The 13,865-nt window shown below is 45.1% G+C and carries 12 protein-coding genes; 7 read left to right on the plus strand and 5 right to left on the minus strand.

The genetic code is table 11. From position 1 onward, the window contains the following. The 3 genes from BR62_RS0117685 to BR62_RS0117700 form a co-directional block, all read left to right on the plus strand. Positions 1-555: BclA C-terminal domain-containing protein (locus BR62_RS0117685; protein ID WP_156097798.1), on the plus strand; the 555-nt coding region annotated here is incomplete at its 5' end. An 853-nt stretch (positions 556-1,408) separates the two neighbouring features. Then, complete coding sequence (locus BR62_RS0117695) at positions 1,409-1,816, plus strand: hypothetical protein (RefSeq protein WP_032871689.1); 408 nt, start codon at positions 1,409-1,411, stop codon at positions 1,814-1,816. 337 nt (positions 1,817-2,153) lie between these two features. Beyond that, a complete protein-coding gene (locus BR62_RS0117700) occupies positions 2,154-2,675 on the plus strand; it encodes an SMI1/KNR4 family protein (RefSeq protein WP_032871691.1) in 522 nt (173 codons plus the stop codon). Positions 2,676-2,847: 172 nt separating this feature from the next. Here the strand turns inward: BR62_RS0117700 and BR62_RS0117705 are convergent, their stop codons facing one another. After that, complete coding sequence (locus tag BR62_RS0117705; RefSeq protein ID WP_032871693.1) at positions 2,848-4,218, minus strand: aldehyde dehydrogenase; 1,371 nt, start codon at positions 4,216-4,218, stop codon at positions 2,848-2,850. A gap of 255 nt (positions 4,219-4,473) precedes the next feature. Beyond that, a complete protein-coding gene (gene rpsD, locus BR62_RS0117710; protein WP_003152406.1) occupies positions 4,474-5,076 on the minus strand; it encodes a 30S ribosomal protein S4 in 603 nt (200 codons plus the stop codon). Positions 5,077-5,366: 290 nt separating this feature from the next. On the opposite strand from rpsD, the gene BR62_RS0117715 reads away from it, so the two are divergent. Next, a complete protein-coding gene (locus BR62_RS0117715) occupies positions 5,367-7,115 on the plus strand; it encodes a sensor domain-containing diguanylate cyclase (protein WP_032871695.1) in 1,749 nt (582 codons plus the stop codon). A gap of 33 nt (positions 7,116-7,148) precedes the next feature. Here BR62_RS0117715 and BR62_RS0117720 read toward each other — a convergent pair whose 3' ends face one another. Then, positions 7,149-7,631, minus strand: a complete 483-nt coding sequence (locus BR62_RS0117720) for a GAF domain-containing protein (RefSeq protein WP_007408037.1) — start codon at positions 7,629-7,631, stop codon at positions 7,149-7,151. Positions 7,632-7,756: 125 nt separating this feature from the next. Between BR62_RS0117720 and refZ the strand changes: the two genes are divergently transcribed. Then, positions 7,757-8,380: a forespore capture DNA-binding protein RefZ gene (gene refZ / locus BR62_RS0117725; protein ID WP_007408038.1), complete on the plus strand. Its 624-nt coding sequence runs from the start codon at positions 7,757-7,759 to the stop codon at positions 8,378-8,380. Here the strand turns inward: refZ and hisJ are convergent. After that, positions 8,370-9,182 (minus strand): histidinol-phosphatase HisJ, encoded by an 813-nt coding sequence (gene hisJ / locus BR62_RS0117730; protein ID WP_032871696.1) that lies wholly within the window; start codon positions 9,180-9,182, stop codon positions 8,370-8,372. The two genes, refZ and hisJ, sit on opposite strands and share 11 nt — an antisense overlap. Before the next feature lie 195 nt (positions 9,183-9,377). Between hisJ and ezrA the strand changes: the two genes are divergently transcribed. Next, a complete protein-coding gene (ezrA, locus tag BR62_RS0117735; RefSeq protein WP_032871697.1) occupies positions 9,378-11,069 on the plus strand; it encodes a septation ring formation regulator EzrA in 1,692 nt (563 codons plus the stop codon). Between the two features lie 113 nt (positions 11,070-11,182). Here the strand turns inward: ezrA and brnQ are convergent, their stop codons facing one another. Then, complete coding sequence (brnQ, locus tag BR62_RS0117740; RefSeq protein WP_015240382.1) at positions 11,183-12,523, minus strand: branched-chain amino acid transport system II carrier protein; 1,341 nt, start codon at positions 12,521-12,523, stop codon at positions 11,183-11,185. A 193-nt stretch (positions 12,524-12,716) separates the two neighbouring features. On the opposite strand from brnQ, the gene BR62_RS0117745 reads away from it, so the two are divergent. Further along, on the plus strand, positions 12,717-13,862 hold the full coding sequence (locus BR62_RS0117745; RefSeq protein ID WP_032871698.1) for a cysteine desulfurase family protein: 1,146 nt from the start codon (positions 12,717-12,719) through the stop codon (positions 13,860-13,862). Positions 13,863-13,865: the final 3 nt, after the last annotated feature.

Raw genomic sequence — 13,865 nt, forward strand, 5'->3', positions numbered from 1 at the left:
ACCGGGGTAACTGGAGCGACGGGAGTCACTGGAGTGACCGGAGCCACAGGAGATATCGGTCCAACCGGAGCCACCGGAGCCACCGGAGCGACCGGGGTAACTGGAGCGGCGGGAGTCACTGGAGCGACCGGAGCCACAGGATCTGGGCTATCAGAATATGCTTATGTGTACAATCTAAGTGCAGAAACGGTAGCTATAGAGGCTCCGGTAATTTTTGACTCAACTGGAATCACTACTGCTGGCATTACACATGCCCCTGGAACAGCTCAAATTATAGTAACCACTCCAGGAGATTACGAGGTCACTTTTTCAGTCTCGGGTGTAGAGCCTAACCAATTCACTTTATTTGTAAATGGAGGGCCGGTGACGAACACAGTTTACGGTTCAGGAGCTGGTACTCAACAGAACAATGGTCAGGCCATAATTACTCTAGCAGCAGGTGACATTCTTACTCTTGTAAATCATACTTCTGCAGCAGCAGTTACTCTTCAAACTTTAGCAGGGGGAACGCAAACAAACGTAAACGCTTCTATTGTTCTCAAAAAATTAAATTAGATAAGTGGTTTAAATCTCCATATTAAACAAGAAATGCGAATGACTTAAAAAAGCTTATAGAGCTTAATATACAGCTTTAGAAGGATGAAGAAATTTAAAATATAAGCAAACTCATCTAATTTTTTTATATAAGGTATTATGGTAATAGGTAATAAACAGGCAGGCGCTTTCCCGCAGGGGAGGGTGCTTTAAATTTAAGGACAAAAGCCTCCAACTGTTAAGCGAGTCAACACAGTAGGAGGCTTTTCTCTTATGGGTGGTACAGCAGCAGTATTCTCTTACAAATCAAATATTCCCAGAAAGTTATGGCAGTATTCGTCTCTCGAGTAATGAAAAAAGTTTTATGTTCTCTGTAAACTGCGTCCGGTAAATCTCGGGATAAACGATTGGCGGTTAACGACTGAGTACGGGGGCAGTTTAGAAAGAATATGATTGGAGGGATTACATAAAATAATTAGTCAAGCCTTAGAGGAATTAGGAAAGAATGGGAGGTGTGCGGCTGAAAGGGTGCCAAATCTCAACCCTGTTATTATCCATAAAAAAGACATGGCAGCGCAACTACAGGAATTCAGTTCGGATTTAGGCTTGTCAGCAGATCTCCATCATTGCCTAGATAAAAAGGTAAAGAACTTATTAACGGCGTATATGGCTCACAAACGGCATATGCAATCCATGACTCCTGACGGCATTTAGGGTTAAAACAAAAGCAAAGCGCGAATCTCTACTAAACAGTTACTTTAGGACTTCTCAAAAAGGAACTCCTATTAAAGGGAGCAGGGTTAATTTTCAAATTGTTTAAATAAAAGTAAAAATATAGCATGATAGACCAGAAAACAAATGAAGGAGGATTTGTATGAGGTTGTTAAAAAACTCAATCTGTTTACTTGTCGCAACTCTATTGATTGCTATTGGATTTTCGCCGCAAACGAAAGCAACACAAGAGGACTCGTTTGGATTAGCAAAACCAGTAACCTTTGAAGAAAAAGAAACTTTAACAGTAGATAAGAATGGAGTGGCTAAGAGCAATAATAATGGCCAGGCTTCCGTCATTAAGGAGGCACGACAACTTGCCAAACAGGATAGCCACAATGAAATAACCTATAAGAGCCCCTTAGCTAAAGAAGAAAACAACATTGTTAATGTGCCAGTCGTTGAGAAAAAAGAAGAGAAAGCGCACACTAAAGCAGCTAGCTTAGTTACGATGTCCTACACAACAATATATGACCCCAACAAAAAATCCACACAACCACAATTAAAATAGCAAGCATAGTTGGCGAAAAGCCTATAGTCATTGAAGCCAGAAACGATTTATATGAAAGTAACACTTATAGCGGAAAATATGGAAGGGTTTTTCTCCATAACAGAGAATTTTTAGGAAAAGACATTAAAGTAGGTAAATCATATTCAAAGTCGTATTATCCTAAAAAGACAAAGTTGATCCAAAGTGGAATTGGAGTTGATTCGATATTCACCATGTGCTTCCGCTAAAGTATGGGGGAAAAAATAACTTTAATAATTTGTATCCTCTCCCTCGTGATATGCACCAAAATCTATTAAATCCTTGGTGGGATAAATATTAATAAGTAAGAGGTGGCACAATGGCAGTTTTTGTTGAAAAAACGCTCCAAGGTCTAAAAGAATTAATTGATGAAAAAGGCCGCTTAAAAATTTTAGGGAATGAAGGAACTCTTTTAGAGACAGAATGTACTTTCTCTAAAGGTGCAACAGATCTGGAGATTGAGAGTTTTGAGAAGAAAATAAAAGTCTCACTTCCTGAAGATTATAAAACCTTTTTAAAATTGCATAACGGAGCCAGAATATTTGATTTGTTGATTTACGGTGAGAATGTGGGTGGGGGTTTGCATATTCTTAATTTAGAAGAGATTGAAAAGTATATGCAAAATGGTTTTTTAGAGCCTCAGTTTATTCCCGTCGCACATCTGTTAGACGGATGTTATTTGTTAATTGACAAAACCAAAATGTCCACAGATCCAAGCTATTTATGGTTCCGCGGATTTATTGAGTATGAACCAATGCAACTTAATTTTGAGATATTTTTAGATAGGTATATCATGTCTCAAGGAGCAAATTTTTGGGAGTGGAATATCTATACTGCTTAAAATTATTATAGGACTCACCAGGGTGATGAGGATTAACCTTTCCTACAGTTGGGTTGGTTCATCTTTACTATTAGATTTCGATTTGAACTTTTAAAAATAGGTTTAATTTAGGAGACGAACCGATTAATTGGTGTATAAGGATTTATAAAAAGCGCAGATACTCTGCGCTTTTTTATTTAAGTATTTTCCGAATCATTCGCAGCCCGTTTTTGGAAGAAGGATAACGGAAAGCGAAGTCGAAGCGGTTCGTTTGTTTGACGACGCTTTTTTTGTGCGTAAACGTGTTAAAGCTGTCAAATCCGTGATAGCTGCCGATGCCGCTTTCCCCGACGCCGCCGAATGGCAAATACGGTGTCGCGACGTGCATTAACGTATCATTGACACAGCCGCCGCCAAACGACAGGTTCTCTAAAACAGCGCGCTCAGTTTCTTTGTTTGTGGTGAAGAGATACAGGGCGAGCGGCTTTGGGCGTGATTGGACTTTCTCGATGACTTCATCGATATCGCCGTATGTAAAGAGCGGAAGAATTGGCCCGAAAATCTCCTCCTGCATCACTGGAGAGTCATCCTTCACTTGATCTAGAATCGTCGGCGCTATTTTGTGGTGATCAGGATTAAATTGTCCGCCTGTGAGCGGGATGCCATCATTCAGAAAGCTGAGCAGCCGCTGATAGTGGCGTTCACTGACGATTTTGCCGTACTGCGGATTTTGTTCAGGCTGAGGGCCGTAAAATTCACTGATCGCACGCTTCATTTCTTCTGTGAGCTTCGTTTTGATATCTTGGTGGACAAATAAATAATCCGGTGCGATGCAGGTTTGCCCTGCATTTGTAAATTTCCCGAAGACGATGCGTTTGGCGGCAAGCTGTATATCAGCATCCTTATGGACAATGCAGGGACTTTTGCCGCCGAGCTCCAAGGTAACGGGAATTAATTGTTTGGCGGCGGCCTCCATGACGATTTTTCCCACGGCAACGCTTCCTGTGAAGAAAATATAGTCAAAGGGCTGCTGTAATAACACAGTGCTGACGTCGGGCCCGCCCTCCGCCATAGCGACATAGTCACTCGGAAAAACGCTGCTGATGAGTTTGGAAAGAACAGCGGAAACCGCCGGCGTATATTCTGACGGTTTAAGAACGACCGTGTTTCCGGTCGCAATGGCTCCAATCAACGGAGAAAGCGCCAGCTGCAAGGGATAGTTCCAAGGCGCAATCACCAAAACGGTTCCATATGGCTCAGGGATAATGATGCTTTTCGAGCCTAGGTGAGTCAGAGGCGTTTTGACTCGTTTCGGTTTGATCCATTTTCCCAGCCGCTTCATCACAAAACTGATTTCCTCCAGTACAATTCCGATTTCTGTTGTGTACGACTCCTGTTCGGATTTGTGGAGATCCTGATAGAGAGCGGCTGTTATATCGGCTTCTTGTGTTTTGATGGCTTGTTTCAGCTTTTGCAGCATGTTCAGTCTCGTTTCTAGCTGTCTCGTATGCCCCGCCGCAAAATAGGCTTTGTGCTTGCTGACGATAGAGGGGATGCTGTTCATTCAGTCGCTCCTTTTTTGTAAGGTATGATGATTCATTATGTAAAAAATCGCTTCTGCTTGTCAAATGGGTTTTTCTAATGTACATGTAGCTGAAAAGCCAGTTGGCACATAAAAAAAGCCCCTGTCCGGGGCTTTTTTTAATAAAGAGAGGGAGCATCTGTCCATTATTCTGACAGCCCAAAAGAAAAACCCCGGAAACATTGTCATTACAACATGTCCGGGGTTTAATCCAATGCTCTTTAAAGAGCGTTTTACTTAACGGGAGTAGAACTCAACGATAAGCGCTTCGTTAATTTCCGGAGCAAGCTCAGAGCGCTCTGGAAGACGAGTGAATGTACCTTCAAGCTTTTCAGCGTCGAAAGTAAGGTACTCAGGAACGAAGTTGTTTACTTCTACAGATTCTTTGATGATAGAAAGGTTTCTTGATTTTTCGCGAACACCGATTGTTTGACCAGGTTTTACTTGGTAAGACGGAATGTCAACGCGGCTTCCGTCAACAAGGATGTGACCGTGGTTAACTAATTGGCGTGCTTGACGGCGAGTGCGTGCAAGACCGAGCTTGTACACAACGTTATCAAGACGTGCATCTAAAAGAATCATGAAGTTTTCGCCGTGTTTACCAGTCATTTTTGCAGCTTTGTCAAACAATGTGCGGAATTGACGTTCGTTTACACCGTACATGTGACGAAGTTTTTGCTTTTCTTGCAATTGCAAACCGTATTCTGATAGTTTTTTACGCTGTCCCGGACCGTGGGGGCCTGGTGCGTAAGGGCGTTTTTCTAATTCTTTACCTGTACCGCTAAGAGAGATTCCTAAACGGCGAGACAGTTTCCAAGATGGACCTGTATAGCGAGCCATAATGTGACTCCTCCTTTGGTTTTATTTTGTGGAAAATAAAAACCGTCTGTTCGATCCGACCGTGCACATTTTGTTTTCATGTATCCTCGCTCCAGCAGCAGAGAGTTACACGATACACCTTACAGCTAAGGAACAAAATGCAAACACAGAAGCTGAACAAAAAGGCTGCAATATTTCACACAAAGAACATTATATGATTTTTCTCCGCCGCCGTCAACCATTTCTCCATGAAGAGTGCCGGTTTATGATATAATGTACAAAAATGAGTAGTACATGTTTAGGTGATAAAAATGAAAAAACAAACAATTGATGAAGTGACGGCCTTTCATCAGAAAATGCTTTCTTTTTTCTTAACGAAATCTGAATCCGTCTCATTATCCGACTCGCTGTTATGGCTGGCCTCAGCTCTAGAATCCTGCTTTACATCTCTTTCATTGACCCTTTCACCGGCAGAATCAACACGTTTCACCATAAAAACAGAAGATGAACCGCATTATGCTCCGCTGAAAGAGAGTGACGGCCGTTTTATGATCAGGAATCAGACGACCGGCAGATCCTTTTATCTGCGCTCGGAAGTCGGGCTGCCGATTCCGGAATCATTGCCTGAGCTCGTTACTCAGTTTATCAATCAATCTGTGAGACAAAGCGGGCTGTTTGACAAAACGAAGCATCAGCGGAAAATTCACAGAATGACAGAAATGTTCCATTCGCTTTTGGACCAAAATGAGGTTTTGGAAAAACTGCAGGCAAGTTTGAGTACGGCTTTCCGGTCTTTCCGTTTTTCACTGTTTATCACGCAGGATCAGGATACGGACAGACAGCTTCCCGCAAAAGAATTACATATGGACGGAAAAGATGCCGATCCGTCTGCCCTGAAGGTTTATTTATCGGGGAGACTGCTCAGAAAAGGCAGGTCATCTGCTTATCTGCCGATCAAAGGCCAGCAGGGGACTTACGGGGTTCTGAAGACGGAGGGGCTGCAGGATGCCGTTCTTTCGTGCAGTACTCTCAGTGAAATGCTGCTGCTTGCGGGCGCAGCGGGAAAAGCATTTGAAAATGCGCAGCTCTATGAGCAATCGAAAAAAAGCATTGCGAATCTGGAGCTCATTAATGAAACATCGCGCCAGCTGAATCAGCGCCTCAGACTCACTGATACGATGCGGGAGCTCGCCGCCATTATGACCCAATCGTTTCATGCGGAAGAAGTGGCTTTTTTTCATATTGATCATTTTGAGACGCAAAATCTGCTTCCGGGACATACCGCTTTTTTTAAGACAGAACGTGCGAACCCCTATATCAGCATTGTGAAAGAAAAGCTGTTCGAGGGAGAAAAGGGCGTGTTTATCGGCAGCGGAAAGACTGTATTCGGCGAAAACGGTTTCGGCTCGCTGATGGCGGTGCCGATGATCGAAAATGACACCGTCTTCGGGTTCGCGATTTTATTGAAAAAGGATTTGTATGCTTTTACGTTTGAAATGTATAAACTTTTTCAAGCGCTCATTCACCATGCGACATTGGCGGTTACGAACTCCATGCTGCGCGACAGGCTTGAGCATCTTGTTCAGACAGACCAGCTGACGGAGCTGTATTCAAGAACCTATTTGGATGAGAAAATTCAATACAGCATGAAAATTCATAAACGGGGTGTATTCATCCTCGTTGATATCGATAATTTCAAAAATATTAATGATACATACGGTCATCAAACGGGAGATTCGATCCTGATTCAGGTGGCCTCCGTTATGAAGAACCATATTCGTGAGCATGATGTCGCTGCGAGGTGGGGGGGCGAGGAGCTGGCTGTCTATCTGCCGAATATCAACGTGTCATCCGGAGAACGCATCGCTAAAAGGCTGGTTCGCGCCATCCGGGAAAATACCGAGCCGCGCGTGACGATTTCCTGCGGCGTTTCCTGCTGGTCAAAGACCGGCCCGATGCCGTTGAAATTGCTCGTTCAGCAAGCGGATGAGGCGCTTTATATCGCCAAACGGAACGGCAAAAACCGGCTGATCATCCATCAAAACAGCACGACGACATAAAAAAGGAGCCGGCCTGCCGGCCGGGCTCCTTCTTTATCCTAATCGTTTTTCAAGCGTTTCAACAAACTTTGCTAAATAGGTTTCGTCCGTTTCATCAAAACGGTTTTTCACGGGGCTGTCAATGTCCAGCACACCGATCACTTCACCGTTTACGCGGATCGGGAGAACGATTTCTGACTGGGAAGCCGCGTCACAGGCGATATGTCCCGGGAACGCATTCACATCGGCAATCCGCTGCACGTCGCCATTAGAGTAGGCAGTGCCGCATACTCCTCTGCCGAACGGAATGCGCACACAGGCAGGAAGTCCTTGAAACGGTCCGAGCACGAGCTCGCCCTCTTTAGCGAAGTAAAACCCCGCCCAGTTGACTTCATGTAATGAATGGTATAAAAGCGCTGACGCATTCGCGTAATTTGCGATCGCATCCGTTTCATCTTCTGTCATGGCTTCGAGCTGTTTAAGCAGAAGCTGATAACTTTTTTCTTTATCTCCGGATTGTTTTTCGACATGAAACATGGAAAACCCTCACTTTTTCTATAATATCAAACAAAGTTCCGGCCGTTCTGCCGGCATTTGTCGAGAAGTTCTTACAGGAACGGCGCCTTTCTGCTTGAATTGTTACACATAAAGGGGTGAGCCGTATGAAAGTAAGCACCAAAGACAAAATTATTAACGCCGCTGTCCAGCTGTTTAACCAAAAAGGTTATTCCGGCACGTCCGTCCGTGAAATCGCAAAGTCAGCTGATGTAAATGTTGCGCACATCTCCTACTATTTTAAAGGGAAAGGCGGATTAATGGAACATTTAGTTTCCGAGTTTTACGAAGGCTATACTGAAGCGCTGGAAAAAGCCGCCGTCAGTATGAACGGTGAAGACGCGCAGGAACGCATCCTGCGGGTGATTTTCGATATTTTATCCTATCAGCACGATAACCGTCAATTAACGCGGTTTGTATACCGGGAAGTGACGATTGATTCCGTGCTGATCAGGGAAATTATGTCTACTTACTTAATGAAAGAAAAATATATTTTCCAGCTGGTGATTGAAGAAGGGCAGTCACGTCACAGACGGCTGACACTGCCCGTCCCGCATTTTATTCTGCAATTGAAATCCCTCTTGATGATGCCGTATCTTCAGCCTCAATATATTACAGAGGTGCTCTATATGCAGCCTCATGAACCGTACTTTTATAAAAGGTATTTTGAAGAGGTGAAGATCTGGATCGAAAGCGTGTTCCGACGGCCTGATGCGGCGCTTATGAAGTAATGATGCTTTTGTACGTTTCGTAGGAACTGCCGACATCTTCCGCTTGATGGGCGTCCGACCCGAATATGAGCGGGATTTTTTTTTGCTTCGCCGTCTCAGCCATCCAATCCTCCATGTATACTTCCCCGGCAAACTTCTTTCTGAGCCCGGATGTATTCACATCCAGCTCCATTCCGTGTTCTTTCACGGCGTCAAGACAGCGGGCCGCAAGCTCTCTTATTTGAGGTGACATGCTGTAGGGGAAAAGGCGCGCGAATTTTTTGACGAGCGTGATATGGCCGACCCGTTTTGGCTTAAAGGGGCCGAGCGGTGTTACAATGGAAGAATACACGGTTTCATAGTATTGTTCATATACGGCTTCAACGCTTCCGAAGCGGTCGGCAAGCTGCTGAAAGGCGTGCTCGTCAAAATCGAGGCATATATAAGACGGACCGGTTTTCAAAAAATGAACGGATAAAATGCCGTCATCCAGTGAGGGGCCGTACGTGTTCAGAAACGCCGCAGTTTCCTCTTCATACCCTGTGATAAAATCGGTTTCTAGCCCAGTCAGAATACTGATTTGTCCATCGTATTCCTTTTTCAGCTGTGACAGCCGCTCCAAATAAACCTCCATCTGTCTGAGATCCATCGCGCTGTCCTGAAGCGGTACGGGATCTTGAAATGACGGAGGAAGGGGGGCGTGCTCTGTAAATGTGATCGAGTCAAAGCCTCTTTCCAGGGCCTTTTCGACATATTGTTTCAGCGCATCCTTCGAGCCGTGAGGGCAAAAAGGGGTGTGGATATGAGCGTCTCGTTTTTCCATTTGTGTCACTCCATTAAAAAATTGCAGAATCCTGCCGAAATTATGCAAAAAGTTTTTGATTTCTGGTCAAAAAATGTTGGTTACATGGTATCATAATAACAATGAAAACGACAGATTTTCTCAATACATATATTGAAATCTTTCTGAATACATAAAACACCCTGACAGATTAAGAGAACAACAAGGGGGCTCATTATGGAGTTAGTCATCGGATTATTGGTTATACTGCTCGCGCTCTTTGCGGCGGGCTACTTTTTCAGGAAAAAAATTTATACGGAAATTGACCGGCTGGAGTCATGGAAGATTGAAATTTTAAACCGTTCGATAGTGGAAGAAATGTCCAAGATCAAACATCTGAAAATGACCGGAGAGACGGAAGAGTTCTTTGAAAGATGGCGCGAAGAGTGGGATGAAATTGTCACAGCCCATCTGCCGAAAGTAGAAGAGCTCCTTTATGATGCCGAAGAGAACGCCGACAAATACCGGTTTAAAAAAGCGAATCAGGTGCTTGTCCACATCGACGACCTCCTCACTGCAGCCGAATCAAATATAGAAGGCATACTGCGTGAGATCAGCGACCTTGTGACGAGCGAGGAAAAAAGCCGCGGAGAGATTGAACAGGTGCGTGAGCGGTATTCAAAAGCGCGGAAAAACCTTCTGGCGTACAGCCATCTCTACGGAGAGCTTTACAACAGCCTGGAGACGGATCTCGACGAAATCTGGAGCGGCATAAAAGAGTTCGAAGAAGAGACGGAAAGCGGCAATTACATCAAAGCGAGAAAAGTGCTGCTTGAACAGGACCGCAGACTGGATCAGCTTCAGACATACATAGATGACGTTCCGAAACTGCTTGCGGACTGTAAACAGACCGTGCCGAACCAAATTGCCAAGCTGAAAGACGGCTACCGGGAAATGACGGAAAAAGGCTACAAATTGGAGCATATTCAAATCGAAAAAGAGCTGGAGACCCTCACAAATCAAGTGAAACGGGCCGAAAACGCGCTTTTGGAAGAATTGGATGTCGACGAAGCGTCCGCCATTCTTCAGCTGATTGATGAAACCATTCAATCGATGTATGAACAGCTGGAAGGCGAAGTGGAAGCAGGACAGTCCGTATTAAGCAAAATGCCTGAGCTGATCATCGCGTATGAGAAGCTTGAGGAAGAAAAAGACCGCACAAAAACCGAAACGGAGCTCGTCAAGGAAAGCTATCAGCTGACGGCGGGAGAAATCGGCAGACAGCATGCCTTCGAAAAACAGCTGGAAACGATCGGCCGGCTCCTTGAGCAGGCGAGAGAAAAGCTTGACGGCGAGCATGTCGCTTACTCGCTGCTGATTGAAGAAGTCGAGGCCATTGAAAAGCAGATGGAAGAGGCTCAGAAAGAACATGCCGAATACCGTGAAAATCTGCAGGCGCTCAGAAAAGAAGAACTGCTGGCGCGGGAAACGCTGATGAATCTTCGGAAAACCATTTCTGACACGGCCCGAATGCTGCAAAAAAGCAACGTGCCGGGAATTCCTGAACAAGTCAAGGACAAGCTCGAGACGGCAAATCATCATATAGAAGAAACCGTCAGCCAATTGGAAGAGCTGCCGCTGAACATGGAGGAAGCCGCCAAACATCTGGCCGAAGCCGAAAAGGTTGTTGAGGAAGTCAGCGAAGAGGCGGAAGATCTTGTGATTCAGGTGAAGCTGATTGAGCGGATCATCCAGTACGGCAACCGCTTCCGAAGCCAGAATCATATTTTATCCGAACAGCTGAAAGAAGCGGAACGGCTGTTTTATGCTTACCGCTATAATGAAGCTTATGAGATGGCGGCAGATGCTGTTGAAAAAGCAGCTCCCGGCGCCGTGAAAAAAATTAAAGCTGATCAATCTGCTTCATAGACGCATAAGCAAAAACTGCACCCTGATGGAAATCAGAGGTGCAGTTTTTTAGTTTCTCACGGAATATAAAAAGCGCCTGCGGCTGATATACATCAAACCGCAGGCGCTGAATGTTACGATTTTGCTTTATTTAATTCGATGGGCGGGCTGGTAAAAAACGTGATAATGCAGCCGATGATCGCTCCGGCAATGCCCGGAAGCACCCAGCCGATTCCCATGCTGTAAAGCGGAAGATTTGCGTTTAAGAATGAATCTAATGATCCGAGCGGAATGCCTGCTGCCTTCAAACCGTCCAAGATACTGAACAGCCCTGTTCCGATCAGGCAGGCGATATAGACTTCGCGTCTTTCCTTAAAGATTTTATCAATAAAGGAAAGGACGATAATGACAATTGCCAGCGGGTAAATGGCTGATAAAATAGGAACTGAAAATGCAATAATCTCAGCAAGTCCGAAATTTGAAATCGCCAGACTGAACAGCGTGACAATCGTAACCACCATTTTGTATGATAAAGCGGGAATCAATTTTGAAAAATATTCGCCGCAAGATGTGACAAGCCCGATGCTTGTCGTTAAACACGCAACGGTGATGGCGGCGCCGAGAACGATGTTTCCCAGTGAACCGAACAGGTAATCAGATGAAGCTGATAAAATCTTTGCGCCTTCGCCGAGCGGCCCCACAGCGTCCGTGCTTGTCGCTCCCAAATAGGCCAAAGATAAATAAATGAATGTCAAACCTGCCGCTGCAATCAGACCCGCTTTAATACAAGCGGCGGCGAGCGCTTTACGCTGGGTGACGCCCCTGCTTTTAACAGCGTTGACGACAACGACGCCGAAGACGATCGAGGCGAGCGCGTCCATTGTTTTATAGCCTTCCAAAAATCCTTTGAACACCGGCGTTCCGGAATATGCCTGATGTACGGCGCCCAGTCCGCCCATCGGAGTGACAATGGCTTTTACGACGATGATTAAAATAATACCGAATTTAATAGGAGTCAAAATCTTTCCGACTCTGTCAACGATTTTGGAAGGATTAAGAGCTAAATAATACGTAATAGAAAAAAAGATCAACGTGAAAACAAATAAAGATAATCTTTCCGGAATGCCGCTTAAAAACGGAACTGCACCGATTTCATATGAAACGGTTCCGGTTCTGGGGATCGCGAAAAGCGGCCCGATTGATAAATAAAGCACAACGGTGAAAATAGTCCCGAATACCGGATGAGCTTTATCGGCAAGCCCTTTTGCGTCTTTGCCCGTTAATGCGATGGCGATAATACCCAAAAGCGGCAGACCTACGCCGGTCAGTAAGAAACCGCCCATCGCTTTCCAGACATTATGCCCCGCCGCTTGCCCGAGCTCCGGCGGATATATCATATTTCCTGCCCCGAAAAAAAGTGCGAAAAGCATGAAACCGATAATAACGGTATCTTTGACAGGTAGTGAGTGTTTCATAAAAATCCTCCTAAATACTATGTTGAAATATTCTGTCAATTAATTGTCAGATAATATAACAAAACGAACATTACTTATTATATGGCAATGTACAGAGAAGTCAATACTCGATTTATTGCGAATTTATATTTACTTTTGTTATGGTAGCATAAATATCATACGATGTACCGTTTTCATTAAAGGAGTAAAAAAAATGATATATTTAGACAACAGCTCAACGACCGAGCCGTATGAAGAGGTATTGGATGTGTACAAACAGACGAGCAGCCGTTATTTCGGCAATCCTTCGTCTCTGCACCGGTTAGGAACTGAGACGGAACAGCTCCTTGAAGCGGCCGCTCAGCAAATAAAAAAAACCTTGCGTTTAAAAAATTATGATATTGTATTTACATCAGGCGCGACTGAAGCGAATAACGCTGCGTTAAAGGGAGCAGCCTGGGCAAACATGAGTAAAGGAAGACATATCATTGCTTCGGCGATTGAGCATCCTTCTGTGACGGAGACACTTGATCAGCTGACAGAGCTGTTCGGCTTTGAAGTCACATATCTTCCGGCCGATCAAAACGGCTTCGTTTCTTTGAAAGACGTCAAATCGGCTATCAGGCCGGATACGATAATCGTCAGCGTCATGCATGTCAATAACGAAGTCGGCTCCATTCAGCCCGTAAAGGAAATCGGCGGGTTTTTGAAGCAGCACCGGAATATTCTGTTTCATGTTGATCATGTGCAGGGCATTCATAAAGTTCCGCTGTCTATAGAAGAAGCGGGCATTGACCTTTGCACCGTTTCAGGGCATAAGTTTCACGGCTTAAAAGGGACAGGAGCGCTTATCGTGAAAAAAGGAACGCGGCTCATTCCGCTTATCACGGGCGGCTCGCAGCAAAAAGGCGTCCGCGCCGGAACGGAACACACGGCAGGCGCCGTTTCCCTTGCGAAAGCGATCAATCTTTCCGCGCGTGACATGAACGAGCGGCTTTCTTCCGTGGAGGCTGCCAAGAATGCGCTCATGGAAAGGCTGAGCGGGACGGACGGGGTCGTTATCAACACCCCCGCTGAAAACAGCGCGCCGCATATCATTAATTTTTCCGTTCCGGGCGTGAAGGCGGAAGTGCTGCTGCACATGCTTGAGGAAAAAGGAATATATGTCTCCACAACCGCGGCATGTTCGGCAAGAGAGCACAAACCGAGCCGTGTTCTTCTGCAAATGAATAAAGGCGAACAGATTGCATCAAGCAGCATCAGAGTCAGCCTGAACTTCAGCCATACAGCTGACATCACGGAGCCGTTTATGGCCGCGCTGGTGCCGGCTGTTCAAAAACTAAAAAAAATGATGAGGTAGCAT

The organism is Bacillus sp. UNC69MF (assembly GCF_000746035.1).
Taxonomy (GTDB): domain Bacteria; phylum Bacillota; class Bacilli; order Bacillales; family Bacillaceae; genus Bacillus; species Bacillus velezensis.

Bases quoted from the DNA above. Each gene is read 5' to 3' on its own strand.
- refZ (WP_007408038.1), top strand. From the start codon at position 7,757: ATGAAAGTAAGCACCAAAGACAAAATTATTAACGCCGCTGTCCAGCTG.
- BR62_RS0117705 (WP_032871693.1), bottom strand. From the start codon at position 4,218: ATGAACAGCATCCCCTCTATCGTCAGCAAGCACAAAGCCTATTTTGCG.
- brnQ (WP_015240382.1), bottom strand. From the start codon at position 12,523: ATGAAACACTCACTACCTGTCAAAGATACCGTTATTATCGGTTTCATG.
- hisJ (WP_032871696.1), bottom strand. From the start codon at position 9,182: ATGGAAAAACGAGACGCTCATATCCACACCCCTTTTTGCCCTCACGGC.
- BR62_RS0117745 (WP_032871698.1), top strand. From the start codon at position 12,717: ATGATATATTTAGACAACAGCTCAACGACCGAGCCGTATGAAGAGGTA.
- BR62_RS0117695 (WP_032871689.1), top strand. From the start codon at position 1,409: ATGAGGTTGTTAAAAAACTCAATCTGTTTACTTGTCGCAACTCTATTG.
- rpsD (WP_003152406.1), bottom strand. From the start codon at position 5,076: ATGGCTCGCTATACAGGTCCATCTTGGAAACTGTCTCGCCGTTTAGGA.
- ezrA (WP_032871697.1), top strand. From the start codon at position 9,378: ATGGAGTTAGTCATCGGATTATTGGTTATACTGCTCGCGCTCTTTGCG.
- BR62_RS0117720 (WP_007408037.1), bottom strand. From the start codon at position 7,631: ATGTTTCATGTCGAAAAACAATCCGGAGATAAAGAAAAAAGTTATCAG.
- BR62_RS0117715 (WP_032871695.1), top strand. From the start codon at position 5,367: ATGAAAAAACAAACAATTGATGAAGTGACGGCCTTTCATCAGAAAATG.
- BR62_RS0117700 (WP_032871691.1), top strand. From the start codon at position 2,154: ATGGCAGTTTTTGTTGAAAAAACGCTCCAAGGTCTAAAAGAATTAATT.